This is a genomic window from Mangrovicoccus ximenensis, from assembly GCF_003056725.1.
Lineage (GTDB): Bacteria > Pseudomonadota > Alphaproteobacteria > Rhodobacterales > Rhodobacteraceae > Mangrovicoccus > Mangrovicoccus ximenensis.
Genome location: NZ_QBKZ01000026.1, coordinates 42,396 through 69,160, shown reverse-complemented (window position 1 = coordinate 69,160; position 26,765 = coordinate 42,396). Strand labels below are relative to the sequence as shown.

Annotated in this window: 27 protein-coding genes, 6 pseudogenes and 1 riboswitch; of the genes and pseudogenes, 18 read left to right on the top strand and 15 right to left on the bottom strand. The window is 67.5% G+C overall.

Annotated features, from left to right (window positions below):
* Positions 1-16: 16 nt before the first annotated feature.
* The 4 genes from urtC to C7T91_RS30290 all read left to right on the top strand — a co-directional run bounded on the left by urtC (position 17) and on the right by C7T91_RS30290 (position 3,148).
* Positions 17-1,117, top strand: a complete 1,101-nt coding sequence (gene urtC, locus C7T91_RS30305; protein ID WP_108263533.1) for an urea ABC transporter permease subunit UrtC — start codon at positions 17-19, stop codon at positions 1,115-1,117.
* Positions 1,114-1,851: an urea ABC transporter ATP-binding protein UrtD gene (gene urtD, locus C7T91_RS30300; protein WP_108263532.1), complete on the top strand. Its 738-nt coding sequence runs from the start codon at positions 1,114-1,116 to the stop codon at positions 1,849-1,851. The genes urtC and urtD overlap by 4 nt, the downstream gene beginning before the upstream one ends.
* A gap of 26 nt (positions 1,852-1,877) precedes the next feature.
* Positions 1,878-2,573, top strand: a complete 696-nt coding sequence (gene urtE, locus C7T91_RS30295) for an urea ABC transporter ATP-binding subunit UrtE (protein WP_108263531.1) — start codon at positions 1,878-1,880, stop codon at positions 2,571-2,573.
* A gap of 77 nt (positions 2,574-2,650) precedes the next feature.
* Entirely contained in the window at positions 2,651-3,148 is a 498-nt protein-coding gene (locus C7T91_RS30290; protein WP_161556174.1) for an NUDIX hydrolase, read from the top strand.
* A 6-nt stretch (positions 3,149-3,154) separates the two neighbouring features.
* Here the strand turns inward: C7T91_RS30290 and C7T91_RS30285 are convergent, their stop codons facing one another.
* From C7T91_RS30285 to C7T91_RS38830, 7 genes and pseudogenes are all read right to left on the bottom strand, one after another.
* Positions 3,155-3,541, bottom strand: a complete 387-nt coding sequence (locus C7T91_RS30285) for a hypothetical protein (RefSeq protein ID WP_108263530.1) — start codon at positions 3,539-3,541, stop codon at positions 3,155-3,157.
* 248 nt (positions 3,542-3,789) lie between these two features.
* On the bottom strand, positions 3,790-4,971 hold the full coding sequence (gene metK, locus C7T91_RS30280) for a methionine adenosyltransferase (protein WP_108263529.1): 1,182 nt from the start codon (positions 4,969-4,971) through the stop codon (positions 3,790-3,792).
* A 6-nt stretch (positions 4,972-4,977) separates the two neighbouring features.
* Positions 4,978-5,027, bottom strand: a riboswitch (SAM-SAH riboswitch).
* A 45-nt stretch (positions 5,028-5,072) separates the two neighbouring features.
* Positions 5,073-6,161, bottom strand: coding sequence for an apolipoprotein N-acyltransferase (gene lnt / locus C7T91_RS30275; protein WP_161556173.1), 1,089 nt, complete (start codon positions 6,159-6,161; stop codon positions 5,073-5,075).
* Between the two features lie 52 nt (positions 6,162-6,213).
* Positions 6,214-6,969, bottom strand: a pseudogene (locus C7T91_RS30270) (molybdopterin cofactor-binding domain-containing protein); the annotation flags it as partial.
* 1 nt (position 6,970) lies between these two features.
* Entirely contained in the window at positions 6,971-7,921 is a 951-nt protein-coding gene (locus C7T91_RS30265; RefSeq protein WP_108263527.1) for an FAD binding domain-containing protein, read from the bottom strand.
* Positions 7,918-8,553 carry an aldehyde dehydrogenase iron-sulfur subunit PaoA gene (gene paoA / locus C7T91_RS30260; RefSeq protein ID WP_108263562.1) on the bottom strand — a complete coding sequence of 212 codons (636 nt, stop codon included), beginning with the start codon at positions 8,551-8,553 and terminating at the stop codon, positions 7,918-7,920. The genes C7T91_RS30265 and paoA overlap by 4 nt, the downstream gene beginning before the upstream one ends.
* Before the next feature lie 566 nt (positions 8,554-9,119).
* Positions 9,120-10,817, bottom strand: a complete 1,698-nt coding sequence (locus C7T91_RS38830; RefSeq protein WP_161556172.1) for an NUDIX hydrolase — start codon at positions 10,815-10,817, stop codon at positions 9,120-9,122.
* A 381-nt stretch (positions 10,818-11,198) separates the two neighbouring features.
* On the opposite strand from C7T91_RS38830, the pseudogene C7T91_RS33075 reads away from it, so the two are divergent.
* Positions 11,199-11,399, top strand: a pseudogene (locus C7T91_RS33075) (helix-turn-helix domain-containing protein); the annotation flags it as partial.
* A 60-nt stretch (positions 11,400-11,459) separates the two neighbouring features.
* On the opposite strand, the pseudogene C7T91_RS37500 reads toward C7T91_RS33075, so the two are convergent.
* The 3 genes and pseudogenes from C7T91_RS37500 to C7T91_RS30240 form a co-directional block, all read right to left on the bottom strand.
* Positions 11,460-11,807: pseudogene (locus C7T91_RS37500) on the bottom strand (autoinducer binding domain-containing protein); the annotation flags it as partial.
* A gap of 79 nt (positions 11,808-11,886) precedes the next feature.
* Positions 11,887-12,327 carry a type II 3-dehydroquinate dehydratase gene (gene aroQ, locus C7T91_RS30245; RefSeq protein ID WP_108263561.1) on the bottom strand — a complete coding sequence of 147 codons (441 nt, stop codon included), beginning with the start codon at positions 12,325-12,327 and terminating at the stop codon, positions 11,887-11,889.
* A gap of 97 nt (positions 12,328-12,424) precedes the next feature.
* Complete coding sequence (locus C7T91_RS30240) at positions 12,425-12,823, bottom strand: RidA family protein (protein ID WP_108263525.1); 399 nt, start codon at positions 12,821-12,823, stop codon at positions 12,425-12,427.
* Positions 12,824-13,037: 214 nt separating this feature from the next.
* Between C7T91_RS30240 and C7T91_RS30235 the strand changes: the two genes are divergently transcribed.
* The 8 genes from C7T91_RS30235 (at position 13,038) to C7T91_RS30200 (ending at position 20,505) form a co-directional block, all read left to right on the top strand.
* A complete protein-coding gene (locus C7T91_RS30235) occupies positions 13,038-14,051 on the top strand; it encodes an ABC transporter substrate-binding protein (RefSeq protein ID WP_108263560.1) in 1,014 nt (337 codons plus the stop codon).
* Positions 14,052-14,110: 59 nt separating this feature from the next.
* A complete protein-coding gene (locus C7T91_RS30230; protein WP_108263524.1) occupies positions 14,111-14,854 on the top strand; it encodes an ABC transporter ATP-binding protein in 744 nt (247 codons plus the stop codon).
* On the top strand, positions 14,841-15,716 hold the full coding sequence (locus C7T91_RS30225) for an ABC transporter permease (protein WP_108263523.1): 876 nt from the start codon (positions 14,841-14,843) through the stop codon (positions 15,714-15,716). The genes C7T91_RS30230 and C7T91_RS30225 overlap by 14 nt, the downstream gene beginning before the upstream one ends.
* Positions 15,713-16,978, top strand: coding sequence for a cytosine deaminase (locus C7T91_RS30220; protein WP_108263522.1), 1,266 nt, complete (start codon positions 15,713-15,715; stop codon positions 16,976-16,978). The genes C7T91_RS30225 and C7T91_RS30220 overlap by 4 nt, the downstream gene beginning before the upstream one ends.
* Positions 16,975-18,378 (top strand): FAD-binding oxidoreductase, encoded by a 1,404-nt coding sequence (locus C7T91_RS30215; protein WP_108263521.1) that lies wholly within the window; start codon positions 16,975-16,977, stop codon positions 18,376-18,378. Before C7T91_RS30220 ends, C7T91_RS30215 begins: the two co-directional genes overlap by 4 nt.
* 44 nt (positions 18,379-18,422) lie before the next feature.
* Positions 18,423-19,004, top strand: a complete 582-nt coding sequence (locus C7T91_RS30210) for an NAD(P)H-dependent oxidoreductase (RefSeq protein ID WP_108263520.1) — start codon at positions 18,423-18,425, stop codon at positions 19,002-19,004.
* Positions 19,005-19,640, top strand: coding sequence for an NAD(P)H-dependent oxidoreductase (locus C7T91_RS30205; RefSeq protein ID WP_108263519.1), 636 nt, complete (start codon positions 19,005-19,007; stop codon positions 19,638-19,640). It abuts the gene before it with no gap.
* A 76-nt stretch (positions 19,641-19,716) separates the two neighbouring features.
* Entirely contained in the window at positions 19,717-20,505 is a 789-nt protein-coding gene (locus C7T91_RS30200) for a creatininase family protein (protein ID WP_108263518.1), read from the top strand.
* 54 nt (positions 20,506-20,559) lie between these two features.
* On the opposite strand, the gene C7T91_RS34070 is transcribed toward C7T91_RS30200, so the two are convergent.
* On the bottom strand, positions 20,560-20,733 hold the full coding sequence (locus C7T91_RS34070; RefSeq protein WP_201742310.1) for a hypothetical protein: 174 nt from the start codon (positions 20,731-20,733) through the stop codon (positions 20,560-20,562).
* A 34-nt stretch (positions 20,734-20,767) separates the two neighbouring features.
* Between C7T91_RS34070 and C7T91_RS38825 the strand changes: the two genes are divergently transcribed.
* Positions 20,768-20,845: a hypothetical protein gene (locus C7T91_RS38825; RefSeq protein ID WP_330848913.1), complete on the top strand. Its 78-nt coding sequence runs from the start codon at positions 20,768-20,770 to the stop codon at positions 20,843-20,845.
* Between the two features lie 28 nt (positions 20,846-20,873).
* Here the strand turns inward: C7T91_RS38825 and tsf are convergent.
* Together tsf and rpsB are read right to left on the bottom strand one after the other, a co-directional pair.
* A pseudogene (gene tsf / locus C7T91_RS30185) lies at positions 20,874-21,750 on the bottom strand (translation elongation factor Ts).
* Positions 21,751-21,857: 107 nt separating this feature from the next.
* A pseudogene (gene rpsB / locus C7T91_RS30180) lies at positions 21,858-22,629 on the bottom strand (30S ribosomal protein S2).
* 310 nt (positions 22,630-22,939) lie between these two features.
* On the opposite strand from rpsB, the gene C7T91_RS30175 reads away from it, so the two are divergent.
* Both C7T91_RS30175 and C7T91_RS40235 read left to right on the top strand, forming a co-directional pair.
* A complete protein-coding gene (locus C7T91_RS30175; RefSeq protein WP_108263517.1) occupies positions 22,940-23,491 on the top strand; it encodes a hypothetical protein in 552 nt (183 codons plus the stop codon).
* A gap of 107 nt (positions 23,492-23,598) precedes the next feature.
* Entirely contained in the window at positions 23,599-24,306 is a 708-nt protein-coding gene (locus C7T91_RS40235; RefSeq protein ID WP_407943358.1) for a PfkB family carbohydrate kinase, read from the top strand.
* Here the strand turns inward: C7T91_RS40235 and C7T91_RS37490 are convergent.
* The gene (locus tag C7T91_RS37490; RefSeq protein ID WP_236638621.1) at positions 24,217-24,711 is read right to left on the bottom strand and encodes a transposase; all 495 of its coding nucleotides are present in this window, start codon (positions 24,709-24,711) and stop codon (positions 24,217-24,219) included. The two genes, C7T91_RS40235 and C7T91_RS37490, sit on opposite strands and share 90 nt — an antisense overlap.
* Complete coding sequence (locus tag C7T91_RS37485) at positions 24,708-25,055, bottom strand: hypothetical protein (protein WP_236638620.1); 348 nt, start codon at positions 25,053-25,055, stop codon at positions 24,708-24,710. The genes C7T91_RS37490 and C7T91_RS37485 overlap by 4 nt, the downstream gene beginning before the upstream one ends.
* Positions 25,056-25,368: 313 nt before the next feature.
* On the opposite strand from C7T91_RS37485, the gene C7T91_RS40230 reads away from it, so the two are divergent.
* Both C7T91_RS40230 and C7T91_RS40225 read left to right on the top strand, forming a co-directional pair.
* Positions 25,369-25,836 (top strand): transposase, encoded by a 468-nt coding sequence (locus C7T91_RS40230; RefSeq protein ID WP_407943357.1) that lies wholly within the window; start codon positions 25,369-25,371, stop codon positions 25,834-25,836.
* 75 nt (positions 25,837-25,911) lie between these two features.
* A pseudogene (locus C7T91_RS40225) lies at positions 25,912-26,591 on the top strand (TetR/AcrR family transcriptional regulator).
* Positions 26,592-26,765 lie beyond the last annotated feature (174 nt).

Here is a 26,765-nt window from a genome sequence, read left to right as displayed (position 1 = left end):
AGAACGGAGCGCTGCCATGCTGAGCCTGATCGACCGCCGGATGGGCATCTTCCTCGCGGGCCTCTTCCTCCTGACCGTCGCGGTCCCCGCCGGCAACCTCGTCTTGGCGGGCCAGCCGGTGCCGTCCTACATCGTCGCGCTGCTCGGCAAGTACCTGTGCTATGCGCTGCTTGCCGTCGCGCTCGACCTCGTCTGGGGCTATTGCGGCATCCTCTCGCTCGGCCATGGCGCCTTCTTCGCGCTCGGCGGCTACGCTATGGGCATGCACCTGATGCGCGAGATCGGCGCCCGCGGCGTCTATGCCAATCCCGACCTGCCCGATTTCATGGTCTTCCTCGGCTGGCAGGAGCTGCCCTGGTTCTGGCACGGATTCGACATGTTCGGCTTCGCGCTCCTCATGGTCCTCCTGGTTCCCGGCGCGCTGGCCTTCGTCTTCGGCTGGTTCGCCTTCCGCTCGCGCGTCACCGGCGTCTATCTGTCGATCATCACCCAGGCGATGACCTATGCGCTGATGCTGGCCTTCTTCCGCAACGAGATGGGCTTCGGCGGCAATAACGGCCTGACCGACTTCAAGGACGTGCTCGGCTTCAACCTGCAGGCCGACAGCACCCGCGCCGGGCTCTTCGTGCTCTCGGCCATCGCGCTGGCGGCGGGGCTGCTGGTGGCCAAGGCGATCACCTCCTCGAAACTCGGCAAGGTGCTGATCGCCATCCGCGACGCGGAAAGCCGGACGCGGTTCATCGGCTACCGGGTGGAGGAGTACAAGCTCTTCGTCTTCGTGGTCTCCGCCATGATGGCCGGCGTCGCGGGCGCGCTCTACGTGCCGCAGGTCGGCATCATCAACCCCGGCGAGTTCTCCCCGGCCAACTCCATCGGCATCGTCATCTGGGTGGCGCTCGGCGGGCGCGGCACGCTGGTGGGCGCGGCGCTCGGCGCGATCCTCGTCTCGATCGCGCAGACGCTCTTCACCTCGTGGTTCCCCGAGCTCTGGCTCTTCGCGCTCGGCGGGCTCTTCGTCTTCGTGACCATCTTCCTGCCCCAGGGCGTGCTCGGCCTGATCGAGAGCCGCTTCGCCCGCAGGCGCAAGCCCGCAGCCGCAAAGGAGGCCAGCGCATGAGCACCCAGCTGCTGCTCGACGGCGTGAACCGCAGCTTCGACGGGTTCAAGGCGATCAACGACCTCTCCCTCACCGTGGAGAAGGGCGAACTGCGCGCCATCATCGGCCCGAACGGCGCCGGCAAGACCACGATGATGGACATCATCACCGGCAAGACCCGCCCCGACACCGGCCGCGTGCTGTGGAACCAGTCGGTCGACCTGACCCGCACCGACGAGGCCGGCTCCGCCCGGCTCGGCATCGGCCGCAAGTTCCAGAAGCCCACCGTGTTCGAGACCCAGACGGTCGAGGACAACATCGCGCTGGCGCTGAAGGAGGACCGCTCGGTCTGGGCGACGCTCTTCTACCGCCGCTCGGCGGAGGACACCAAGCGGATCGGCGAGCTTCTGGAGCTGGTGAAGCTCTCCCATGTCGCGGACTGGATGGCCGGCGATCTCAGCCATGGCCAGAAGCAGTGGCTGGAGATCGGCATGCTGATGGCGCAGGATCCCGAGCTGCTGCTGGTCGACGAACCGGCAGCGGGCATGACCGATGCCGAGACCATGCGCACCGCCGAACTCTTGCGCCAGATCGCGGGCAAGCACACCGTCATCGTGGTCGAGCATGACATGGACTTCGTCCGCGCGCTCGGCTGCCGGGTGACGGTGCTGCATCAGGGGCATGTGCTGGCCGAGGGCTCGCTCGACCATGTGTCGTCCAACGAGCAGGTGATCGAGGTGTATCTTGGCCGCTGACCGCAAATTCCGGAAGGATCGGGCCCATGCTTGAAGTCAAGACCATCGACCTGCATTACGGCGCCGCCCAGGCGCTGCGCGGAGTCAGCCTGACCGCGGAACCCGGCAAGGTCACCACCGTTCTGGGCCGCAACGGCGTCGGCAAAACCACGCTGCTGAAATCCATCGTCGGACGGCAGGCGATCTCGGGCGGGTCGATCACCTGGGAAGGGAGGGACATCTCGAGGATGCGCTCCGATGCCCGTGCCCGCGCCGGGATCGCCTCCGTGCCGCAGGGCCGCGAGATCTTCCCGCTGCTGACCGTGCAGGAGAACCTGGAGACCGGCTTCTCCATCCTGCCGCGCTCCGGGCGCAAGGTGCCCGGCGAGGTGTTCGAGCTGTTCCCGGTGCTGAAGGAAATGCTCGGCCGCCGCGGCGGCGACCTGTCTGGCGGCCAGCAGCAGCAGCTGGCGATCGGCCGCGCCATGGTGATGAAGCCGCGGCTCCTGGTGCTCGACGAGCCGACCGAAGGCATCCAGCCCTCGGTGATCCAGGATATCGGCCGGGCCATCGCCTATCTGCGCGACAAGGGCGAGATGGCGATCCTGCTGGTCGAGCAGTATTTCGACTTCGCCCGCGACCTCTGCGACACCTTCCACGTCATGGAGCGCGGACAGATCATCAAGGCCGGCACCCGTGCCGAGATGAACGAGGACGAAATTCGCGGAATGATGTCAGTCTGAACATTTATTTCCGGATTTTCATCGATGATCCGGAATTTCGCCATTTGCATTTCGCGGCGCGGCGCTACCATAGTTCCATGAAGGAATTCGAGCAAATCGCCGCCCTGCCGATCCGCACCGACGCCAAGCGCGGCACGCGGGTGCTTCTGGTGACCTCCCGCGACACCGGGCGCTGGGTCGTCCCCAAGGGATGGCCCATGGACGGCAAGAAACCCTGGGCCGCCGCGAAGATCGAAGCCCTGGAGGAAGCGGGCGCGCTGGGATCGATCCGCGACGAACCGCTGGGCAGCTATTTCTACGAAAAGCAGCGCGATGACGGTCCCGCCCTGCCCTGCCGCGTCACCGTCTATCCGATGATCTTCACCAAGCTGAAGAAGCGCTGGAAGGAACGAAAGCAGCGCAAGCGGCGCTGGGTTTCGGCCCGCCAGGCCGCCCGCATGGTGAACGAGCCCGAGCTGAAGGACATCTTCCGCGCCATGGCGGACTGCACGCCGCTGCCGGGCAGCAAGGCGGCGCGCTGGCGTCCGGAAACCAGCGCGGAGACGGCCGCGCTGGCCCTGGTTCCTGCGGAATAGAGGCTGTCAGCGCACCGTGACGGTGACGCAGCCCGACAGGGTCTGGCCGGGAAATGCGGCGGCGGTGTTGCGGGTGCAGAACCGGTCCTTGCCGCGGAACCCGGCATTCGGCGTGTAGACCACGCCCTGCTTCGACAGGCCTATCTTGCCGGATTTCGGTGCCCGGGTCAGCGTGACCTGAGTTGCAGGCATGCGCCGGTCATCGGCATGGATGACGTTCGGGTAATTCATCAGGCAGGTCGCCGCCCCGGGGGCCATCTCGAAGGCGCCGTCGCCCTTGCCGCTAGCCCAGCCACGGCCATCGCCGCCTGCGCAGCTCGCCCAGGCCTCAGACGCGCCCGCGACTGAGGCAAATGCCAGGCCTGCTAGCAGGCCGCGCGAAAATTTATCCATGAAAACAACCCGGAATAGATTCGCCAATGGCAGAATGCTGCCAGCAATGCGCCGGGACGCAAACGGGACTCTTGCGGGGATGTCAGGCAGGGACAACGCGGTCGCGAAAGACGCCCCTTCGGCACCGGACCGGCAGCCGCCGCAGTGACAGCGTCCCCATGTCCGGAAACCAACGGCGGGACCACCGCAGCGCCGACATTGGCGGCGGAACGGGCGCGGCTCCCGGAGGCGCCGCGCCGCAGGTCAGCTCAGAGCGCCGATTTCAGCGCTTCGGCCAGATCGGTGCGCTCCCACGAGAAGCCGCCCTCGGCATCCGGCTCGCGGCCGAAATGGCCGTAGGCCGCGGTGCGCTGGTAGATCGGCTTGTTCAGCTCCAGATGCGTGCGGATGCCGCGCGGGGTCAGGTTCATCACCTTCGGGATCGCCGCCTCGATCAGCGCCTCGTCGACCGTCCCGGTGCCGTCGGTGTTGCAGTAGATCGACAGCGGCTCGGAGACGCCGATCGCATAGCTCAGCTGGATGGTGCAGCGATGCGCCAGCCCGGCCGCGACGACGTTCTTCGCCAGATAGCGCGCCGCATAGGCCGCAGACCGGTCCACCTTGGTCGGGTCCTTGCCCGAGAAGGCGCCGCCGCCATGGGGCGCCGCGCCGCCATAGGTGTCGACGATGATCTTGCGCCCGGTGAGCCCCGCATCGCCGTCCGGTCCGCCGATCACGAACTTGCCGGTCGGGTTCACCCACCACTTGGTCGCGTCGGTCAGCCAGCCCTCGGGCAGGACCTCGCGGATGAAGGGCGTCACCACCTGGCGCACATCCTCGGAGGTCATGGTCTCGTCAAGATGCTGGGTCGACAGCACCAGCGACAGGACCTCGACCGGGATGCCGTCCTCGTAGCGCAGCGTCAGCTGCGATTTCGCGTCCGGCCCCAGCACCGGCGCCTCGCCGGACTTGCGGGCCTCGGCCAGCCGCTTCAGGATCTTGTGGGCATAGAGGATCGGCGCCGGCATCAGCTCGGGCGTCTCGTCGACGGCATAGCCGAACATGATCCCCTGGTCGCCCGCGCCCTCGTCCTTGTTGTCGGCGGCGTTGACGCCCTGGGCGATATGCGCGGATTGCTCGTGCAGCAGGTTGGTGATCTCCACGGTCTCGTGGTGGAACTTGTCCTGCTCGTAGCCGATGTCCTTGATGCAGTCGCGGACGATGCCGTCGATGCTCTGCATGTAGCCGTGGAGCTTCTCCTGATCGGCCAGGCCGATTTCGCCGCCGATCACGACGCGGTCGGTGGTGGCGAAGGTCTCGCAGGCCACCCGTGCCTCGGGCTCCTCGGCCAGCAGGGCGTCGAGAACCGCATCCGAAATCCGGTCGCAGACCTTGTCGGGATGGCCTTCGGAGACGGATTCGGAGGTGAAGATATAGTTTTTGCGCGACATCGGGCGTGCTCCATTGGGGTTACATCCGCCACGCCAGGAAGCCGTTGTGGCGGCGGTCCCTTGCGCCTACGCTGCGCCCGGGAGAAGGGCAATCAAATTATTCACAGCCTTGACAGGATAGCGCGCCGCAGCAGCCAGACGGCCACGGCCAGCAGCACCAGGATCAGCGGACCGTTGCCCGTCACCGAGTAGATCGTCGGCCGCGTCGCCTGCGGCAGCGGGCGGTCGATCACGCCGGAGGTGTTCAGCGCAAGGCTGGCGATCACCCGGCCCTTGGGGTCGATGATCGCGGAAACCCCGGTATTCGCCGCGCGCACCACCGGCAGGCCCTGCTCGATCGCCCTGAGCCGCGCCTGGTCGAGATGCTGCTGCGGGCCCGACATCCGGCCGAACCAGGCATCGTTGGTGATCTGCACGATCCAGTCGGGCCGCGGCAGACCGCGCGGATCGGCATGGCGCGGGAAAATCGCCTCGTAGCAGATCAGAGGCAGCACCTTGCCGAGGCCCGGACCGAGATCGATCAGCTGCGATCCCGGCCCCGGGGTGAAGCCGCCGAGAACGTCGGTCGCCAGCCCCTTCAGCCCCAGCGCCGCCGCCAGCCTGCCGCCCGGAAAGTACTCGCCGAACGGCACCAGATGGAACTTGTCGTAGACCGGGCCGACCGCGCCGCCGGGCTCGATCACGGCCAGAGAATTGCGCAGGTCCTCGCCGACGAAGCGCTGCGCGCCGACGATCACCGGCTTGCCCCCCGCGGCCTCGGAGACCCGCGCATTGGGCTCGTCGCCGAGATCGAGCAGATAGGGCAGCGACACCTCGGGCCAGACCACGATGTCGGGATCGGCGCCGGTGCTGCTTTCGGTCAGCGCCAGCTTGCGCTCCCAGAAGACCGGGATCATCTCGGGCTTCCACTTCAGCGACTGGGTCTCGTTGGGCTGGATCACCCGGACCATCGGTCCGGGCGGCAGCGCCAGCGCGTCGTAATGCGCGACCATCCCCTCGCCCCAGAGCGTGCCGCCGCACCACGCAAGCACCGCCAGCCCCGAGCCGAAGAGCGCGCGCCGCGAGGCCCGCCAGACCGACAGCGTCAGCACGCCCACCGACAGGCAGCCGGTGAAGAAGGTCAGCCCGTGCGTGCCCCAGAGCGCGGCGAGCTGGCCGATCGGATGGTCGACCCAGACCGAGCCGACCAAGCGCCAGCTTGACCGGCGCGCCGGCCGCCCGCGACCCCAGCGCCGCCAGAACCGCATCGGCGCGCAGCCAGAGCTTGGCCCCGAAGCCGCCGCCGACATAGGGGCTCTCGACGCGGATGCGCTCCGGTTCGATCCCGAAGGTGGTGGCAAGCGACTGGCGGTTCCAGTTGATCATCTGGTTCGAGGTCCAGACCGTCATGTCGCCGCCATCCGACCAGTCGACGGTGGAGGTATGCGGCTCCATCATCACATGGCTCTGGCCCGGCGTGCGGTACATCTGGTCGGTGACGGCCGCTGCATTGCGGAACGCCGCCTCGACATCGCCGACCAGCGTGTCGGGCGCGCCCGAGCCTTCCAGCCGGGCGAAGGCCGCGTCCAGGTCGTAATCGGCGGGGTCGCCCTCCTCGTACTCGACCGCGATCAGCGCCGCGGCAGCGCGGGCCTGCTCGAAGCTATCGGCCACCACCACGGCAACCGCCTGGTGATAGTGCTGCACCTCGTCGCCGCCGAAGAGCCGCGCGACGTTGTTCATGCCCTTCTCCAGAGGTTCGACCTCGAGCGCGGTGACCACCGCCCGCACGCCGGGGGCGCTGCGCGCCGCTTCCGCATCCATCGACAGGATGCGGCCACGGGCAATCGCGGCGCCGAGCGGATAGCCGTAGAGCGCCTCCGGCGCGGCATCGTTGCGCTCATAGGCATAGGGCGCGGTGCCGGTGACCTTCAGCGGTCCGTCGAGGCGGCGCAGCGGCTGGCCCACGATCTTGGAATCGTCGAAGAGATTGGTGCCGACGGGTTCGTTGAACTCCATCTCAGGCCTCCTTCAGCATGGCGGCGAGCGTGCGCTCGGCAAGGGTGATCTTGAAGGCGTTCTCCTCGGTCGGCCGCGCGCCTTCCATCAGCACCGACATGACCGCACGGGCGCCGTTCGGCAGTTCCGCATCGGCAGCCGAGCTGCGCCAGGGCTTCGGCGCGACCCCGCCAAGCGCGACGCGCCCCGTGCCGTCCGGCTGGCGGACCAGCGCGACCGAGACCAGCGCGAAGGCGTAGGAGGCGCGGTCGCGCACCTTGTGATAGGCCTGCATCCCGCCCGCGGGCGCAGGCAGGCGCACATGGGTGATCAGCTCGCCGGGCATCAGCGCGGTTTCCTCGTGCGGCGTGTCGCCGGGCAGCAGGTGCAGCTCCTCGATCGGGATTTCGCGGGTCATGCCCGCAGGCGTCACTGTCTCGACCACCGCGTCGAGCACCCGCATCGCCACCGCCATGTCCGATGGGTGGGTCGCGATGCAGGCCTCCGAGGTGCCGATCACCCCGAGCTGCCGCGAGAAGGCGCCCTGCCCCAGCGCCGCGCAGCCCGTACCCGGGGCGCGCTTGTTGCAAGGCATGGCGGTGTCGTAGAAATAGGGGCAACGTGTGCGCTGCAGGAGATTGCCGCCGGTCGTCGCCTTGTTCCGCAGCTGTCCGGTCGCCCCGGCGGCGATGGCGCGGGTCAGCACCGGATAGTCCCGGCGGATGCGGGCATCGGCCGAGAGCGCCGTGTTGCTGACCAGCGTGCCGATCCGGAGCCCGCCCCCCTCGGTTTCGGTGATCTCGTCGAGCCCCAGCCCGCCCAGGTCGATCAGGTGGACCGGCGTCTCGATCTCCAGCTTCATCAGGTCCAGCAGGTTGGTGCCGCCGGCGATGAATTTCGCGCCCCCGACCTCGGCGGCCCGCGCCGCGGCCTCTGCGGGATCGCGCATCTTCTCGTAGGAAAACGCCCTCATGCCTGCTCCTCCGCGACCTGGGTGATGGCGGCAAGGATGTTGGCATAGGCGCCGCAGCGGCAGATGTTGCCCGACATGCGCTCGCGGATCTCGGCATCTGTGATCGCGATCTCCGCGCCGAGATCGCCGGTGACATGGCTGGGGATGCCAGCCCGGATCTCTTCGATCACGGCGCGCGCCGACTGGATCTGGCCGGGCGTGCAATAGCCGCACTGGAACCCGTCCTGTTCGACGAAGGCTGCCTGCATCGGATCCATCGCCTCCGGCGTGCCGATGCCTTCGATGGTCTCGACCTCGTCGCCGTCATGCATCACCGCCAGCGACAGGCAGGAATTGATCCGCGCGCCGTTCACCGTGCAGGTGCAGGCGCCGCATTGGCCATGGTCGCAGCCTTTCTTGGTGCCGGTCAGCTTCAGGTGCTCGCGCAGCGCATCGAGCAGCGTGGTGCGGTTGTCCAGCTCCAGGTCGCGCCGCACGCCATTGACGGTCAGCGTGACGGTGGCGGTCCCGGCGCCTGCCGCAGCGGCAGCCTGTGCAGCCGCGGGCCGGACGGAGGCCGCGCCGACAGCCAGGGCGGCACCGGAGGCCAGCAGGGTGCGGCGGCGGAGTTCGAATTCGATGGGTGGGGACATGGTCATCCTTCCTGTCTTCGGACCCGGGAAAATCGATCGTTCTGGNCGCCACCGCCCGGGGCCTGATCGCGGAAATTAGCAGGGCTCATGAAACCAATGGGCCGGACATGCGTTGGGCGGCATTCCCGCAGCCGCGTCCGAAAGCTGCCCGCCGGTCGGGCAAGAGCAGTCAGACCTTGGGCACCGGCCGCGGCGATCTCCGCCGCGGCCAGGCATTGCGGCGGCTTGGGCTCCGCCGGCGCCTCGCCCGCGCCGCCTCCGCCGGAAGGCTGAACCACGGGTTGAACCCGGTCCCGGCCCGGCAGGCGAAGGCCATCTGCCCGCCTCTCCGCAGCGCCGGGGCCAGGTTGTCCGGCGCCGCGACGGAATCGACGGGAAAGCTCTCCCCAGCCGCGACACCAGCCCGTCGGAACTGCCGGGCGTGAAGCCATGGGTCTGCGCATCCGCAGGCAGGAAAACGGCATTGCCGATGCCCGCAGCGCTCCTCGGCGCGTAACGCGGCGGCCATGGCGCTGGCCCCGGTGCCGCAGCCGATATCAAGCAGGCGCGCCGGCATCCCGGCCATGTCAGTGTCGAGCCCATGCTCGCGCCCGATCCGCTTGAGACCCGCCGGAGAGGTCCGGCGCTCCGCCTGCGCCCGTTTCGCCTCCTTGCATCTCTCCCCTGCCGCGCAGCAGCCTGGCACAGGATGCGGGAAATGCTGCCTCCGGGCCAGCCTCGTGCGCGTCCCCGCGGCCAGCGAGGCATGTCGGCGGCAGCCGCCAAATCTCCGGCGCGGACGGAGAGCCGGAATGGTTCATCGACGGGAGCGGGCGAACAGACGTCCGCGCAAGACGGGAGCCGTCCGTCGCCAGTCCATTTTTAACGGGCCGATGCGCGGGACTCCGGCTACCACATGCAGGAATCCGCATCTGAGGACCATGCAACTTCTGCCGGGCATCCGTCTTCCCCGGGCCGCGATCGCGGCCGCTCTTGTGCTGCCCATGCTTGCGCTGCCCGAGGCGGCAGCGGGTCCGCAGCCGGAAGCCGTTTCGCTCTATGTCCAGGCGCGGGACAGCTACGAGGCCGGTGCGTACGCCCGGGCCGCCGACGTCGCAGCCGAACTGATCGACCTGATGCAGCGCGCGGGCGTGCCGGCTCCGCAGGACCTTGCGCTCGTGCGCCAACTGCAGCTCGACGCGGAACTCCAGGCCTTCGAGACCCGGCCGCCGGACAGCTGCGGCGGGGATCTGCCGCAGCTCCAGAAGACCGCCCGGGCGGCCACGGACGCAGTGTCCGGATTGAGGCAGCAGGCGGTCCGGACCGAGGTTCTGGCGCTTGCGGCGCGGGTCGCGCTCCTCGCCGGGTACTATCGCGAAGCCGTCGCACTCGCCGGAGAAGCTGCGCAGGACTTCCCGCCCGGAACGGCCTGCCGGGCGGCGTGCAGCGGTGAGGCCTGCCGCTGCTCGGCGTGCTCCGCTGCGGCCCGGATTGCCCGTATCCGCTGCGGCGTCCTCCGGCGCCCACCGGGCAGACCCCATACCCAAGCGCGGCAATGCGGGACGGGAATGGCCGCGGCCGACGACGCCAAGCGGATGACGGTTGACCGAACTCCCGGCGCAGGCCTCCGCAGGAGAAACCGGACCCGGCACAGCTCCCCTGCTCCACGGGATCCTGCCGCATCGGCGCGGTCCGGCAACGGCGGTGGGCCGCCCACCGGGAAACCGCGCCGCGCCGACGGCCATGACGTCTTCAGCTTCTCCGCGATGCACCGAAGCGGCCGGTGCCGCGCAGCAGGCCTGCCTCGCAAGCGGCCGGCGGGGGCTGCGCGGCGGGCGGAAGCGGCGCAGGATCGTCTTCAGCCCGGGCTCGTCGACGGCCTCGGCCGCCTCGGCGGGGGTGAACCAGCGCCGCTCGCGCTGGCCGAGCTCGGGATACTCCCCGGCGAGGCGCTCGACCTCCATGGAGAAGACCGACACTTCGACCGGCACCGGCAGCCCGCCGTCGAGCCGCTTCATGTAGCTGTAGCGGCCGATTTCGAAGGGCTTGCCCGGGCGGGGCACCATGCCGGCCTCTTCCCAGGCTTCCTCTGCCGCCGTGCCGCCGGCGTCGAGCCCGCGCTTCGGCCAGCCCTTGGGCAGCACCCAGCGCTTCGTCTCCCGCGAGGTCAGCAGCAGGATCTCGCATCCGCGCGTCCCGTCCCGCCAGCACAGCGCCGCCGACTGGAAGCGCGGCGGACGGCGGAGGATGGGACCGAGAAAGTCGCGGACGAGGGAGTGGATCATTCTTTTCCAGACATGGATTCGAAGTGGCGTTCCGGCTGCTGCAGGATGGCTGCCCCGGGGAACTGGACACCGGGACATATTGCCGTTGCGTTTTCCGATCAATGCCAACTGTCCCCTTTGCCCGAAATTGCGCCGTGTTTCATCGCGAAATGCCATGGCGCGCCTGATTTTTGGGCGGTTCGGCAATTGGCGCGGCGCCGGATTGCCGACAGGACGGCTGCTTGCGCCGCCGCGGGGGCGCTTCGGGGCGGCAAATGCCGCGCAGGGTGGTTTTGCCCTTCTATCCTTCGACCGGAATCTCTACATACCCGGTACTGTCCGGGGCGCGGGGACGGCCCGGACCTGAAGTATGGAGACCAAGATGCTGAACAATATCGGCCCCATGGGCTTGATCCGCTGATGAACAATGTCGCGCATCTGAAGATCATCGACCTGCCCTTCACCCATACCAAGCGCAGCCTGACCAAGCGCCAGCGCGAGACGCTCGAATGGGTCGGCGACGGCAAGACCACGCAGGACATCGCGACGATCATGGGGCTGACGCCCGCGACCATCGAAAAGCACCTGCGGCTGGCGCGCGAGGATGATCTCGCGGCCGTGCTCGGCCCACATCGCGTCGAGCTCGGCCTGGCCGGTGCCGCGCTTGCCGGTCAGCGCAATGGCGCCTTTCGAGCGGCGCGAGGAATTGTTGAAGCTCACCGAATAGCCGGCCGTCACGCCCTGCGACCGGTTGAACTCCACCACTTTCAGCTCCGAGGGGGGCATCGTGTCGATCGACTGGGCGATCCAGCCCCAGCTGCAGGCGCCGACATTCTCGGAGGCCCATTTCACCATCGGCGCATGGAAATACATGCCTTCGCCGATGAAGCGGTCGGTGTAGCTTTCGGCATGGTTGGTCAGGATCAGCAGGTCCTCGGGCGCTCCGAAGGAATTCGCCGTGCGGAACCGGGTGAAGCCGTAGATCAGCCGGTCGAAGCCATAGGCGGCCATCGCGTCGACATGGATTTGCCAGACTTGCTCCATGGTCTGGGCGTCGATGACCGCTTCGAGATAATCCTTCAATTCCATATCATTTGCTCCTCAAATGTCCGGCGAGGGCACGCAGGGCCAGCGGGTAGCCGGCCGGGCCGAAGCCGCAGATCTGGCCGAGCGCGACCCGGCCGATATAGCTTTTGTGGCGGAATTCCTCGCGCGCGTGGATGTTGGAGACATGAAGCTCCACCACCGGCAGCTCGACCGAAGCGATCGCGTCCATCAGCGCCAGCGAGGTATGGGTATAGGCGCCGGCATTCAGCACGATGCCGTCCATCGTTCCCTTGGCGGCGTGGATATGGTCGATCAACACGCCTTCGTGGTTCGACTGGGCGCAGGTGATCTCCGCCCCGAGCTCGCCTTCCAGCGCCTTGCACATCGCCTCCACCTCGGCGAGCGTCGTCGAGCCGTAGACCTCTGGCTGGCGGGTGCCCAGCAGGTTGAGGTTCGGGCCGTTGAGGACGAGAAGGCGAAGCATGGACATGGTCTCCGATCGTGTGGCCGCCCGGGGGGTCCGGGGGCGCCAGGCTGGAAATGACTACGCCGAAACCGGGCCTGACGCCAGAGGAAGCCGCTCAGCCGGGCCCGTCTGCGGCGGCAAGCACCTCCACCTCCACCAGGAATTCCGGCCGGGTGAAGCCCGAGACGATCATAAGGGTCGAGGCGGGCAGGTGCCCGCTCCCGGCCAGCCATTCGTCGCGGACCTTCATGTAGCCGGCCATGTGCGCGCGATCGGTGACGAAGGCGCTGATCCGCACCGCGTCGCCCGGACCCATGCCGGCCTCGGCCAGGATGGCGGAGATGTTGGCGAAGCAGATCCGCGCCTGGTCCTCGACGCTGTCCGGGACGCTGCCGTCGGCGGCCAGCCCGAGCTGGCCCGAGGTCGCGGCGAGGCGCGCGCCGGGGGGGACTTCGACGCCATGGGAATAGCGGGCGAAAGGCGGGGCAATCGAGGGCGGAGAGAGGACTCGCATGGCGATTTGCTCGCCCGTGGACGTGGGCTTTGCAAGTCCGGGCGGTGCGGGATGCGGCATTTGACTATACTTTAGGCAGACCGGCCGTCTTGCCGCGACGGGATCCGGTCGAAACCGCGCATTTCCGGAACGCACGCTTCCGTGGCGCCCGGGGACAGGCAAGGTTCCGGAGGAACGGACAAGCAAAGATTTGACCGACGGGGAGAACGAAACCATGGCCAAGACATTCCTGACCGCCACCGCCGCGCTGGCGCTGCTGTCCTCTGCCGCCACCGCGCAGGAGCTGACCGCGGTCAGCTTCGGCACCAACTGGGTCGCGCAGGCGGAACATGGCGGCTACTATCAGGCGGTCGCGGACGGCACCTATGCGGCTTGCGGGCTCGACGTGACCATCGTGCCGGGCGGGCCCCAGGCCAACAACCGCGCGCTGCTGATGGCCGGGCGGCTGGAATTCAACATGGGCGGCAACATGCTCCTCGCCTTCAATGCGGTGAAGGAAGGCATTCCCCTCGTCGTCGTCGCGGCCTCCTTCCAGAAGGAGCCGCAGGTGCTGATGACCCATCCGGGCCGGGTCTCCTCCTTCGAGGAGATGAAGGACCTCGACACGATGATCATCGGCGACAACGGCTTCCAGTCCTACTACCAGTGGATGATCACCGAATTCGGCTTCGAAGAAGCCAAGCGGGTGCCCTATACCTTCAACCCGGCGCGCTTCATCGCCGACGAAAACTCGGCGCAGCAGGGCTACATCACGTCCGAACCCTATGCGGTCGAGACCGAGGGCGGCTTCGTCCCCGACATCTGGCTGCTCGCCGATCAGGGCTTCTCCACCTATGCGACGACGATCGAGACCATGCAGGCGACGATCGACGAGCATCCCGAGGTGGTGCAGTGCTTCGTTGACGGCACCGCGATCGGCTGGGCGAATTTCCTCTACGGCGACAACACGGCGGCGGTCGAGGCGATCAAGGCCGACAATCCCGACATGTCGGACGACCAGATCGCCTTCTCGATCGACAAGCTGAAGGAATACGGCATCGTCGATTCCGGCGACACGCTGGAGATGGGCATCGGCGCCATGACCGACGCCCGCAACCAGGACTTCTACGCCAAGATGGTCGAGGCCGGGGTGATCGAGGACGGGATCGACATCGCCTCCTCCTACACGACCGAGTTCTCCAACAGCGGCGCGGCCCTGGCCGTGGTCAAGGAGCTGACCGGCAAGTGACCGCGCAGGCTGCACTCCGCTCTTCCGCCCCTGCGGGAGAGCGTCCCGGGCTGCTGTCGATGGCCCATGTCGACAAGGTCTTCGGCCGCGACGTGGTGGCGCTCAGGGACATGAGCCTCGAGGTCGGGCAGGGTGATTTCATCTCGCTGCTCGGGCCTTCGGGCTGCGGCAAGTCGACGGCGCTGCGGTTGATCGCGGGGCTGTCGCATCCGACTTCGGGTTCCATCCGCTGGGCGCAGGACCGGGTCGACGGCGACCTCTCGGTGGTGCTGCAGGAGCCGACGCTGATGCCCTGGGCGACGGTGGCGCAGAATGTCTGGCTGCCCTTCCGCCTGCACGGGCGCCGCTTCCGCGCGGTGCGCGACGAGATCCTCGAGGCGCTCAAGCTGGTGGGGCTCGAGAAATTCCAGAACGCCTATCCACGCGAGCTGTCGGGCGGCATGAAGATGCGGGTCTCGATTGCCCGCGCGCTGGTCACCCGGCCGCGGCTGATGCTGATGGACGAACCTTTCGCCGCGCTCGACGAGATCACCCGCTTCAAGCTCAACAACGACATCCTCGCGATGCGCGAGAAGATCGGCTGCACGGTGATCTTCGTGACCCATTCGGTCTTCGAATCCGTCTTCCTGTCGGACCGCATCGTCATCATGGCCGCCCGTCCGGGCCGCGTGATCCGCGAGCTGCGTGTCGATGAACCCTATCCGCGGGGCGAGGCGTTCCGCACCTCCGCCGATTACGCCGCGCAGTGCCGCGCGGCTTCCGAAGCGCTGAAAGAGGCAATGGGGGCGCATGACGATCACTGACGAGAGCCGGTTGCAGACTGCAACCGCCCCTGCCATCGCCGCCGATGCCGAAGAACTCGCACGGATGCGCCGCCGCCGGGCCGAGAAGATCGGCCAATGGGTGCTGCCCGCGCTGGTGGTGGTGCTGACCATCTTCGCCTGGGACCGGATCGTGGTGATCAACGAGATCCCGCATTACATCCTGCCGCGCCCCGGACTCGTCGCCTCGACCCTGATCGAGGACTGGCCGATCCTCTTCCAGTCCCTCCTGGTGACGCTGCAGATCACCATGGGGGCGCTGGCCATCGCGGTGCTGGGCGGAGTCGGCCTGGCCGTGCTCTTCACCCAGTCGCGCTGGATCGAGATGAGCTTCTTTCCCTATGCCGTCATCCTGCAGGTCACGCCGATCGTCTCGATTGCGCCGCTGATTTTCATCTATGTCGACAGCAAGATCGCCGGATTGCTGATCTGCGCCTGGATCGTCGCCTTCTTCCCGATCCTGTCGAACACCACGCTGGGGCTGAACTCGGCGGACCACAACCTGCGCGACTTGTTCAAGGTCTATGGCGCGACCCGCTGGCAGCGCCTGCGCTTCCTGCAGCTGCCCTCGGCGCTCCCGTACTTCCTCGGCGGGCTGCGCATTGCCGGCGGGCTGTCGCTGATCGGCGCCGTCGTCGCCGAATACGTCGCCGGCACGGGGGGCATCGGCTCCGGACTTGCCTTCCGCATCCTCGAGGCAGGCTACCGGCTCAACATCCCGCGGATGTTCGCGGCGCTCCTGCTGATTGCCCTCGCGGGCATCGTCATTTTCGCCTCGCTCTCCTTCCTCAGCCACATGCTGCTGAGAAAATGGCACGAGAGCGCGATCAAGAGAGAAACATGACCAGTTTCAAGACTTTGCCGGACGGGCCTCTGACCCTCCGAAATGTGACTGTCCCCGGTTGCATCCTGCAATCGCCGCAGGACCTTGTCCGCACCGACCTGCACATCGCCGATGGCCGCCTGACGGGCCGGCCGGGCCAGCCGGTCGAGATGGGCGGCGCCATGGTGTTTCCCTGCTTCATCGACATGCACACCCATCTCGACAAGGGACATATCTGGCCGCGCAGCCCGAACCCCGACGGCACTTTCATGGGCGCGCTGACCACGGTCGGCGCGGATCGCATGGCCCGCTGGAGCGCCGAGGATGTCCGCCGCCGCATGGAGTTCTCGCTGCGCTGCGCCCATGCCCATGGCACCCGCGCGATCCGCACCCATCTCGACAGCCTCGCTCCGCAGGACGAGATCAGCTGGCCGGTTTTCGCCGAAATGCGCGAGCGCTGGAAAGGCCGGATCGAGCTGCAGGCGTCCAACCTCGTGGCCGTCGATACCGCCGATTTCGAAGGGCGGTTTCTGCGCACGGTGGAGCTGGTGGTCGAGCATGGCGGCGTGCTGGGCATGGTCACCTATCCCTGCCCGGACTTGGAAGACCGCCTGCTGGCATTCCTGAAGCTGGCCGAGGCCAATGGCTTGGACGTCGATTTTCATGTCGACGAAACAATGGACCCGTCAGTGGATTCGCTGCGCACCATCGCGCAGACCGTCATTGCCACCGGCTTCCCGAACCGCGTGACGGTCGGCCATTGCTGTTCGCTCTCGACCCAGGATGCGGACACGGCCGCCCATGCCATGGATTTGGTCGCCGCCGCCGGGCTGCATGTCGTCAGCCTGCCGATGTGCAACCTCTACCTTCAGGACCGCGGCTCCGGCACGCCGCGGCGCCGCGGCATCACGCTGGTCCACGAGTTGAAGGCGCGCGGCGTCAATGTCAGTTTCGCCTCGGACAACACCCGCGATCCCTTCTATGCCTATGGCGATCTCGACATGATCGAGGTGATGCGCCAGGCGACGCGGATTGGCCATCTGGACCACAGCGAAACCGACTGGACCAACGCGTTCCTCGCCAATCCTGCCCGCGCTTGCAATCTCCAACCGCCCTCGCTGGCGCCCGGCGCGCCTGCCGATCTGGTGATCTGCAAGGGGCGCGACTGGACGGAGCTTTTCGCCCGTCCGCAATCCGACCGCATCGTGCTGCGCGATGGCCGCGCCATCGACACCGCCCTGCCGGATTATTCCGAACTTGACGACCTCATGGAGCCCGCATGACCCCGAATGTCGCCGCCGCCAAGGCCGCCCTGTCGCATCTCGAGATTGAGGAGCGCGAGGCCACCATCCGTTCGATGAGCCGCGATTTCTTCTGGTACTCGCCGGTGCTGAAGGCGCGGCTCGACCATGTCACCGCCGATTTCGTGGTCTATCCGAAAACAGAGGAGGACGTGCTCGAGATCCTTGCCACCTGCTACGAGCATGACTGCCCGGTGACCACGCGCGGCGCCGGCACGGGCAATTACGGGCAGGCCATGCCTCTGGCCGGGGGCTGCGTCATGTCGCTGAAGAACCTCAAGCGCGTGAAGGAGGTCCATCCGGGACGGGTCATCGTCGAGCCGGGCTGCCTCCTGAAGGACCTCGATGCCCATTGCAAGGCGGCGAGCGGGCAGGAGCTCAGGATGTTCTCTTCGACCTGGGCGACGGCGACGATCGGTGGCTTCATTGCCGGCGGGTCCGGCGGGATCGGCTCCTGCACCTGGGGGGCGCTGCGCGATCTGGGCAACATCATCCGGTTGCGGGTTGCAACCATGGAGGAAACCCCGCGCATTCTCGAATTCCGCGGCGAAGAGCTGGCCCGGGTCAGCCATGCCTACGGCACGAACGGCATCATCACCGAGCTGGAGATGCCGTTGGCGCCCGCCTATGACTGGGTGGACATCTTCGTCACCACCGAGAGCTTTCCCGAGGCCTCGGCCTTTGCCGCCGAGCTGGCGAACGAGGACGGCATCCTGATCAAGCTGGCCAGCGTCTACGAGGCGCCGATTGCGCATGACTACTTCCAGCGGGTCAAGCCGCATGTGACGCCGCAAAGCCACCTGATCGGCCTGATGGTCGCGCCGCATGCGATGGAGGCCTTCCTGACCTTCCTCGGGCGCCGTCCCGGGGCGTCGCTGATCTACCGGTCCGATGCCTCCGATTGGGAGCGTACACCGGGACCCGTCTTCGAATATGGCTGGAACCACACGACGCTGCGGGCGCTGAAGGTCGATCCCTCGATCACCTATCTGCAGGTCCGCTATGGCGCGCCAGACCATCTGGAGAAGGTCGAGAAGATGCGCGCTGCCTTCCCGGATGGCGAGGTCATGCAGCATCTGGAAGTCATGCGCGAAAACGGAAAGACAATCTTTGCAGGGCTTTCCATGGTAAAGTTCACGTCCGAAGAGCGGCTGGACGAGATCATCCGCATTCATGAGGATGCGGGTTGCCTGATCTTCAATCCGCATCGCTACACGCTGGAGGAAGGCGGGCGGCAGACGGTCGACGACCGGCAGCTTGCCTTCAAGCGCGAAGCTGATCCCAAGGGGCTGCTGAATCCGGGCAAGATGATTTCCTGGGATGTGCCGGACTGGGACTACGCCAGCATGTATGCCTACGGAAAACTGCAGCCTGCCGAATGAGTTGCTGGATGGTCTTGAAGTGAAACCGTGAGGGAAGCCGCCAGATGAGCCGGGCTCTTGTCCTTTTTGCCCATCCCTGTCCCGAGAGCTTCTCGGCCGCGCTGCATGCCCAAGTGGTCGGCACGCTCGGCGCCGCGGGCTGGGAGGTCGATGACTGCGACCTGAATGCCGAAGGATTCAGCCCGGTGCTGACCGAGGCGGAGCGGCGCAATTACCACGAAACGGGCGGCGACCGCAGCGCGGTGCAGCCCTATATCGACAGGCTCATGGCGGCCGAGGCGCTGGTTCTGGTCTTTCCGGTGTGGAATTTCGGCTATCCGGCGATCCTCAAGGGGTTCCTCGACCGCGTTTTCCTGCCGGGCGTGTCCTTCCGGCTGGAAAACGGCAAGGTGAAGCCGAACCTCACCCATATCCGCAAGCTGGCGGCCGTCACCACCTATGGCGGCACGCGCTGGCGGGCGATCGGGGCGGGCGATCCGCCCCGGAAATGCGTGACGCGCGCCGTCTGGCACGTGACGCGCCCCGAGAAGATGCGCTATCTGGCGCTGTATGACATGAATCGCGCCGATGACGCGAAACGCGGTCAGTTCCTCCAGAGGGTGGGCCGGGAGATGGAGACCCTCTGAATGCGTGCCCTGGTTGTCTATTGCCACCCGAAACCCGACAGCTTCAATGCCGGGATCCTGAAGCTCGTGCTGGAGAAGCTCGAGGCGGCGGGGGCCGAGGTAAAGGTCAGCGACCTCTATGCCGACGGGTTCCAGCCGGTGCTCTCGGCGGGCGAGCTCGACGGCTATCTCGATTGTCCGGGCAATGTCGGTCCCGTCGCGCAGGAGGTGGAGAAGGTGCGCTGGTGCGACACGCTGATCTTCGTCTATCCGACCTGGTGGTACGGGCTGCCGGCGATGCTGAAGGGCTGGCTCGACCGGGTGCTGCTGCCCGATGTCGCTTTCCTGATGCCGGACCAGCACAATGCCACGATCCGGCCCGGTCTGACGCATATCACCCGGCTCGGGGTGTTCACGACCTGCGGGGCGAGCTGGTGGCTGACCAGGTTCATCGGCGCGCCGGGGCGGCGGACGCTGCTCAGGGGGGTGCGGCTGCTTTGCGCCAAGCGCTGCCGGACGGCCTTTGCCGCGCATTACCTGATGGACAGCTCAAGCGATCCCAGCCGCGCCGCGCATCTGAAGCGGATTTCTGCGAAGCTCGACAAATTTCTCGGCCTGACGCGGGAGCGCGGCGCGGGCAGGCCGGTTTCGGCCTGAAACCACCCTGCCGATGCATGGTTGCACTGTGCAGCCGCGGAGGCGGGCCGGACATGACCCCGAAAAGGAGACTGAGATGAGGCGGCTGGACTGGGCCGAGTACCGCTTTGCGGAATTCCGGGACATCGACCCGGAGAAGGTAATCGCGATCCTGCCAACGGCGGCGATCGAGCAGCACGGGCCGCATCTGCCGGTGGGGACCGACATGATGATCGCCGAGGGCATGCTGGGGCGTCTGCGCGCGGCCTGCCCCGATGACCTCGATATCCGCATCCTGCCGGTGCAGGCGGTGGGCAAGTCGAACGAGCATCTGCACGCCACCGGCACGCTGACCCTGGCCGCCGAGACCGCGCTGCGCGCCTGGACGGAGATCGGCCTGTCGGTGGCGCGGGCGGGGGTGCGCAAGATCGTCATCGCCAATTCGCATGGCGGCAACCTGGATCTGGTGTCGATCCTGTCGCGCGAGCTGCGGGTGCGGGCGGCGATGCTGGCGGTGAAGACGCAATGGATGAGCTTCGGCCATCCCGAGGGCGTGTTCAGCGAAGAGGAGCGGCGCTTCGGCATCCATGGCGGCGATGTCGAGACCTCTCTGATGCTGGAGTTCCGGCCGCACACGGTGGACATGGGCCAGGCGCGGAATTTCCGGTCGAGTGCCGAAACCACCGCGATCCCGCCGATCGGGCCGACCTCCTATGGCTGGGTGGCGACCGACCTCAATCCCGAAGGCACGGTGGGCGATGCCAGCCTCGCGACGCGGGAGAAGGGCGCGGCGATGGCGGATCACGCGGTGGCGGGCTTCATCAAGCTGCTGCGCCAGATGCGCGACATGCCGCTGCCGCCGCCGGTCGCCGTGGCGGGCAGCTGAGGCTTCGAAAAGAAAGGGCCGCCCGGAGGCGGCCCTGATATCCATGTCCCCGCTTCAGAACGGGATTTCGTCGTCGAGATCGCCCCGGCCGCCGCCGAAGCCGCCGCCCGAGGAGCTGCCGCCGCCCGAACCGCCGCCATAGCCGCCGCCGGAAGACCCCTTCGCGCCGATCCGCGACCGCTGGCTCGCCCGCGCCGCCCGGCTTGGCGAGCCGATCCGCGCCCGCACGGCGCGCGAGACCTTTCACGGCACATTCGATACAGTGGACGCGACCGGGCATCTCCTGCTGCGCGCGGCCGACGGGCTGCACCGGATTTCCGCTGCCGACGTATTCTTCTGATTCTGACCGGACGAGACCATGCTGCTTGTCAGCCCTGGGCAGCCTTGGCGACTTCGGCCGCGAAGTCTTCCTCGACCTTCTCGATGCCTTCGCCGACTTCGACGCGGGCGAAGCCGGTCACTTCGACGCCGGCTTCCTTGGCAGCGGCGGCGACGGTCAGGTCGGGATTGATCACGAAGGCCTGGTTCAGCAGGGTGACTTCGGAGAAGAACTTCTTCATCCGGCCCTTGATCATGTTCTCGATGATGTTCTCGGGCTTGCCGGATTCACGGGCCTGCTCGGTCAGGACGGCCTTCTCGCGCTCGACCAGTTCCGGATCGATGTCGTCTTCGGAGAGCGACGCCGGGTTGATCGCGGCGACGTGCATCGCGACCTGGCGGCCGAAGGCTTCGTTGTCGCCCGACAGCGCAACCAGGACGCCGATCTTGCCCATGCCGTCCGCAGCAGCGTTGTGCACGTAGGACACGACGGTGTTGCCTTCGAGCGTCGCCATGCGGCGCAGGGTCATGTTCTCGCCGATGGTCGCGATCTTGTCGGTCAGCGTGGCCTCGACGGTCTTGCCGCCCAGGTCGGCCGCCTTCAGCGCCTCGACATCCGCCGCTTTCAGGGCGGCTTCGGAGATNCGACTTCACCATCGCCTGGAACTCGGCGTTCTTGGCGACGAAGTCGGTTTCGGAGTTCACCTCGACGGCAACGCCCTTGCCGCCTTCGACGGCGACGGCCACAAGGCCCTCGGCGGCGGTGCGGCCGGATTTCTTGGCGGCCTTGGCCAGACCCTTGGTGCGCAGCCAGTCAACGGCGGCTTCCATGTCGCCGTCGTTTTCGGTCAGCGCCTTCTTGGCGTCCATCATGCCGGCGCCGGTCTTGTCGCGAAGTTCCTTCACCAGTGCTGCGGTAATCGCCATGGTNGCTCTCCTCGTTTTCGTCTGGGATCCCCGCGGACGTANCCCGCAGGTCATGTCAATTGTGTAACGGGGGCCCCGAAGGCCCCCCGCGACGGATCGGCTGAGGCTCAGCCCTCGGCGGATTCTTCCGCCAGGGCCGGCTCTTCTGCCGCGCCGAGGTCTTCCTCGGCCAGANTCTTCGAACTCGCCCAGGTCGATGCCGGCCGCGCCCATCTGGGCGGTCATGCCGTCGAGCGCTGCGCGCGCGACCAGGTCGCAGTACAGGCCGATGGCGCGGGCCGCGTCATCGTTGCCCGGGATGACGTAGTCGACGCCTTCCGGCGAGCAGTTGGTGTCGACGACGGCGACGACCGGGATGCCCAGCTTCTTGGCTTCGAGGATCGCCAGATCTTCTTTCTTGACGTCGATGATGAACAGCATGTCCGGCACGCCGCCCATTTCGCGGATGCCGCCCAGCGACGCCTGCAGCTTGGCCTGCTCGCGCTCCATGGAGAGGCGCTCGCGCTTGGTGAGGCCTTCGGCGCCCATGGCCATCTGCTCGTCGATCGCCTTCAGGCGGTTGATCGACTGGGAGACGGTCTTCCAGTTGGTCAGCGTGCCGCCGAGCCAGCGGTGGTTCATGTAGTACTGCGCGCATTTCTCTGCGGCGTCAGCGATCGGCTTCTGGGCCTGGCGCTTGGTGCCGACGAAGAGGACGCGGCCGCCCTTGGCGACGGTTTCCTTGACTGCCTGCAGAGCGGCGTCCAGCATCGGGACGGTCTGGGTCAGGTCGAGGATGTGGATGCCGTTGCGCTCGCCGTAGATGAATTCCTGCATCCGCGGGTTCCAGCGCTGGGTCTGGTGGCCGAAGTGGACGCCCGCTTCGAGCAGCTGGCGCATGGTGAAATCGNACGCTCATGTCCTATCCTTTCCGGTTTGAGCCTTGGCGGGGTCTTGAGGGGCGGATGCCCCAACCGGTGGACACGAAAGGGATGTCTCCCCCATCGGCCCGGACCCTGCCTGCGAGATAGCGGCGCCTATAGAGCCAAACTCCGGCAGGCGCAAGACCCGTTGCCGCAACTTCCCGCCCGCGCCGGACGCCACGGAAGCCATCCTGCCCATTGAAGCGCCGCGCGGAGCCTGCGCATAGCGCGCGCCCGGCCCCTCCGGCCGCCCCTCCCCCCTGATCCCGAAAGGAAACTCCGAGGACATGACCGCGACCGCCTTCCGCATCTTCAAATGGACCATCTACGCGCTGCTGGTGCTCAACACCTGGCTCTTCCTGCGGACCGAGGACACGCTGACCGCGTTTCTCGACAGCGCCGCCTGGGTGCTGCTGCTCTGCGTGATGGAATACGAGACCCGGTCGCTCGGGCAGGACTACGCCTCGCCCCGGGAGAAGCGGATCATCCTGGCGGCGAGCCTCTTCGCCTATGCCGTCATCATCTATGCCTGGCTGGGCTACATCCGCGAGGAGGAATGGACCGACGTCGTCAATGCCTCGGCCTGGCTCGGCGTCTGCGCGGTGCTGGTCTGGCAGGTCTATGTGCCCGGCGAGTACGAGGGCGCCGAATACGGCATCGTCAACCTGCTCAAGACCGGGCTTTATGCGCTGCTCGTGGGCTGCGCGCTGTGGTGGACGGTCGATGCGGAGAACCCGCTGGATGCGGTCGATGCCTGGCTGTGGCTGGCCTGTTTCGCGGTGATCGAGCTGAACGTCTTCGGCTTCGAGCACCGCGCGGACCGGCCGGACGCCGCCTGACCATGGCGCCGGACTGCCTGAGCACGCGCGAAACAGTTGCCGGCAAATCTTGCCGACCCCGCAGGAAAGCCTTGCAGTCCGGCCGCCCTCCGGTCAGATGATCGCCCATGATCCCGAACAGACATATCCTGTGCATCGGCTCGGCCCTCTGGGACACGATCGGCTATCACGACCAGATCATGGCCGCCGGGCATGACCGGCCGGGCCGCATCCGCCGCGTGCCGGGCGGCGTGGCGCTCAACATCGCCATCGCGCTGGCGCGGCTCGGCATGTTCCCGCAGGTGCTGACCGTGCTCGGCACCGACCCCGAGGGCGACACGCTGCTGCCGCGACCGGTCGCCCGGCACCCGTCTCGGCATGCTGAACCTGCGGGGGCCGAAGCTGCGCCAGGGCCGCCATTTCCCCGGCTTCCCCGAAGCGCGGAAGGCCTCGGAGCAGGCCCTGGCCGCCCGGAGCAATGGCGCGACATGGCGCGTTCCGGGAAGCCCGGACCGTCGGGGCCTCCGCCCGGCGCGTGGACGCATCTATGGATGCCCGCGCCCTTGCAAGGCACCTTCTTCCTGTTCCGGCATTTTCCGCGGCTGCGGGCATCTATCCGGCCGGTCGTGGCGATGCGCCCCGCACCGCCGGCCTTGATGCCAAATCCGCAGATCGGTTCCCAATCACTGGTCGCGAGCCCGCAGCTCGATGCGTCCAACGGGTTTGACCGATCCCGGTCCGCGCGGTCATGCCATCACGTCCAGAATTCCCTCGCATCCGCGGCGGCGCAGCGTCAGGGGACGCTGTCTCCGCAGGAAATCATTGCATCTCCATGACGCGTTCCGCATCGGCGTGCCGTAGACGCCGCCATGCTTGAGCATGGCCCGGATCACGCGCGCTGTCTTGTTCGCGACCGCGACCGTGGCAACATTTGCCGGGCGTCGGCCACGCAGCCGGGCGAGCCACGTCCAGGATTTTCCCCGCCAGCGCATGATTGACCTGCTGCCGTGGACCAGCAGGCGGCGCAGGTAGCCATTCCCGCGCTTGCTGATCCCGCCGAGACGATCGACGCCGCCTGTGGAGGCTGCCGCGGCAGTGCGGGCCGGAATGCGATCCGTCAGAGAGACGGACCGCACGCCCAGCCAGGCCGAGAAGTGGCGGCCGGACTTGCAGTCGTCCGCGGCGCGGGCCGATGCGACGATCGCCGTCGCTGTGACGGCGCCGACGCCCGGGATCGTCATGATCCGCTGGCAGGCCGCGTTCTGCGCGGCGAGGGAAACGCGCTCCTTGTCGATGGATGCCAGCTTTTCGGCAACCAGCTCGAGCTGCTCGACGAGACAGGGCAGCGCCTGCCGCGCAGCCATTGGCAGGCGGGTGTCCCCCCGTCCCCGATCACGTCGACCAGAAGCTTCACGCGATGGGCGCGCCGAGGCCCGACAACGCCGAATTCCGCCAGGTGGCCACGGATCCCGTTGATCGCCTGCGTGCGCTGCCGGATCAGCATCTCCCGCACGCGATGCATCGCCAGGATTTCCTGCTGGCTCTCCTCCTTGACGGGCACGAAGCGCATGGACGGCCGGGTCATGGCCCCGCAGATAGCTTCCGCGTCCGCCGCATCGTTCTTGTTCGTCTTGGCGCAAGGCCGGACGTATTGCGCGGGCAGCAGCCTCGCGCCGTGGCCGAGGCTCCGGAGAGCCCGGCCCCAGCAATGCTGCCGGGACAGGCCTCGAGGCCGATCCGGCAAGGCGGCAACGCCCGGAAGAACGGCTCCGCCTCCTCGCGCTTGAGCTTCCTGCGCGAGACCGGCTTGCCCTCGCAGTCGGCGGCGTGGACCTGGAAGACGGACTTGGCTCCAGCCCGACAAGGGCAATGGGTTCTGGCATGTTCGATCTCCTCTCATGGAAATCTGCCGCTTCAACTTGCACCAACGTATCCATTCCGGGCGAGAGGGGGCATCCATGCCACCACTGGTGCAGGCGATGGGGCCGGGCGGCATCGCCAAGAGCACGATGTCCAAGCTTTGCAAAGACATGGACGAGCGGGACGACAAGTTCCCGAACCGCCCCCTGACGGGAGACTGGCCGCATGTCTGGCTCGGCGCCACTTGCCTGGAGGTCCGCGCTGGCGGCGCGCGCCATCGGTCCGCGGGCGATGGCGCGCGGCGAGCGGGCGGATGCTGTCCCCCAGGAGGACAGGGCCGAAGCCGAACCGGCGCAGCGGACGCGTCTTCTGCGCAGGGGCTGCCGCGGTGCCGCGTGCGCCTGGCCGTCCGGCTGCTCCCGCTGGCTGTCATCGGTGGTGCCGAAGGCGATGCCGTCCATCCCTGGATACCGAATCGAACCGATTGGTTCGGCGTTCGCGGTTGACATGGGGGAAGCGGGCGTCCAGATCAACAGGACATCGAACCGGCCGGTTCGGTGTCTCGCGGAGAGGTGAAGAAGATGTCGCATCCTGCCGTCCATCTCGGGCCGCGCCGCCGCGGCAAGGCAGCCGCCGGGCAGGACCCGGCCAAACGGGCGCAGATTCTCGACGGCGCGCGCGCGGTGTTTGCCCGGCTCGGCTTCGACGCGGCCTCGATGAATGACATCACCCGCGAGGCCGGGGTGTCGAAAAGCACGATCTACGTCTATTTCGCCTCCAAGGAGGACCTGTTCGAGGCGCTGATCGGCGAGACCCGCGAACGGCTCTTTGCCGAGGTCATGTCCGAACTCGACCGGCAGGGGCCGGTGGCCGAGGTGTTGCGCGCCTACGGAATGCACCTGTCGCGGGTGATGTGCTCGGACGCGGTGATCGGCGCGCACCGCACGGTGATCGGCGTGACCGAGCGCAAGCCCGATCTCGGCCGCCGCTTCTACGATGCGGGCGGGCGGCGCGGCATGGAGGTGATGTGCGGCTATCTCGAAGCGCGGATCGCGGAGGGCGCGCTCGACATCCCCGATCCGGAACTCGCCGCCTGCCAGTTCGTCGAACTTGCCTCGCCGGCCTGTTCCGCCGCCGGATCATGGCGCATCTCGACCGCGAGCCGACCGAAGCCGAACTGGCCCGGACGGTGGACGGCGCGGTGGCGATGTTCCTCGGCTGCTACGGGGCGGGGGCGGGGGCGCGCTCCAGCGGGGTCTGAGCCGCCAGCCCGGCCAGCATTTCGGCCAGAACCCGGTATTCGGCATCGCGCGGGCTGGAGCGCCGCCAGGCCAGCGCCAGAGGCCGGGGCCGGGGTCACCCCCGAGGCGCTGGCCGCGGCGCTGGCGGCGGCGGGGTTCGAAGCGCATGAACTCGACCCCGGAACGCTGGCGGC

Bases quoted from the DNA above. Each gene is read 5' to 3' on its own strand.
- C7T91_RS30225 (WP_108263523.1), top strand. From the start codon at position 14,841: ATGACGATCACTGACGAGAGCCGGTTGCAGACTGCAACCGCCCCTGCC.
- paoA (WP_108263562.1), bottom strand. From the start codon at position 8,553: ATGTCCCCACCCATCGAATTCGAACTCCGCCGCCGCACCCTGCTGGCC.
- urtC (WP_108263533.1), top strand. From the start codon at position 17: ATGCTGAGCCTGATCGACCGCCGGATGGGCATCTTCCTCGCGGGCCTC.
- C7T91_RS30200 (WP_108263518.1), top strand. From the start codon at position 19,717: ATGAGGCGGCTGGACTGGGCCGAGTACCGCTTTGCGGAATTCCGGGAC.
- C7T91_RS38830 (WP_161556172.1), bottom strand. From the start codon at position 10,817: ATGATCCACTCCCTCGTCCGCGACTTTCTCGGTCCCATCCTCCGCCGT.
- C7T91_RS30205 (WP_108263519.1), top strand. From the start codon at position 19,005: ATGCGTGCCCTGGTTGTCTATTGCCACCCGAAACCCGACAGCTTCAAT.
- C7T91_RS37490 (WP_236638621.1), bottom strand. From the start codon at position 24,711: ATGACGATCCCGGGCGTCGGCGCCGTCACAGCGACGGCGATCGTCGCA.
- C7T91_RS40235 (WP_407943358.1), top strand. From the start codon at position 23,599: ATGATCCCGAACAGACATATCCTGTGCATCGGCTCGGCCCTCTGGGAC.
- C7T91_RS30290 (WP_161556174.1), top strand. From the start codon at position 2,651: ATGAAGGAATTCGAGCAAATCGCCGCCCTGCCGATCCGCACCGACGCC.
- C7T91_RS30210 (WP_108263520.1), top strand. From the start codon at position 18,423: ATGAGCCGGGCTCTTGTCCTTTTTGCCCATCCCTGTCCCGAGAGCTTC.
- C7T91_RS40230 (WP_407943357.1), top strand. From the start codon at position 25,369: ATGGAAATCTGCCGCTTCAACTTGCACCAACGTATCCATTCCGGGCGA.
- C7T91_RS30175 (WP_108263517.1), top strand. From the start codon at position 22,940: ATGACCGCGACCGCCTTCCGCATCTTCAAATGGACCATCTACGCGCTG.
- C7T91_RS30240 (WP_108263525.1), bottom strand. From the start codon at position 12,823: ATGCGAGTCCTCTCTCCGCCCTCGATTGCCCCGCCTTTCGCCCGCTAT.
- urtD (WP_108263532.1), top strand. From the start codon at position 1,114: ATGAGCACCCAGCTGCTGCTCGACGGCGTGAACCGCAGCTTCGACGGG.
- metK (WP_108263529.1), bottom strand. From the start codon at position 4,971: ATGTCGCGCAAAAACTATATCTTCACCTCCGAATCCGTCTCCGAAGGC.
- C7T91_RS30230 (WP_108263524.1), top strand. From the start codon at position 14,111: ATGGCCCATGTCGACAAGGTCTTCGGCCGCGACGTGGTGGCGCTCAGG.
- C7T91_RS30235 (WP_108263560.1), top strand. From the start codon at position 13,038: ATGGCCAAGACATTCCTGACCGCCACCGCCGCGCTGGCGCTGCTGTCC.
- C7T91_RS30265 (WP_108263527.1), bottom strand. From the start codon at position 7,921: ATGAGGGCGTTTTCCTACGAGAAGATGCGCGATCCCGCAGAGGCCGCG.
- C7T91_RS30285 (WP_108263530.1), bottom strand. From the start codon at position 3,541: ATGGATAAATTTTCGCGCGGCCTGCTAGCAGGCCTGGCATTTGCCTCA.
- C7T91_RS37485 (WP_236638620.1), bottom strand. From the start codon at position 25,055: ATGACCCGGCCGTCCATGCGCTTCGTGCCCGTCAAGGAGGAGAGCCAG.
- urtE (WP_108263531.1), top strand. From the start codon at position 1,878: ATGCTTGAAGTCAAGACCATCGACCTGCATTACGGCGCCGCCCAGGCG.
- aroQ (WP_108263561.1), bottom strand. From the start codon at position 12,327: ATGCTTCGCCTTCTCGTCCTCAACGGCCCGAACCTCAACCTGCTGGGC.
- C7T91_RS30215 (WP_108263521.1), top strand. From the start codon at position 16,975: ATGACCCCGAATGTCGCCGCCGCCAAGGCCGCCCTGTCGCATCTCGAG.
- C7T91_RS30220 (WP_108263522.1), top strand. From the start codon at position 15,713: ATGACCAGTTTCAAGACTTTGCCGGACGGGCCTCTGACCCTCCGAAAT.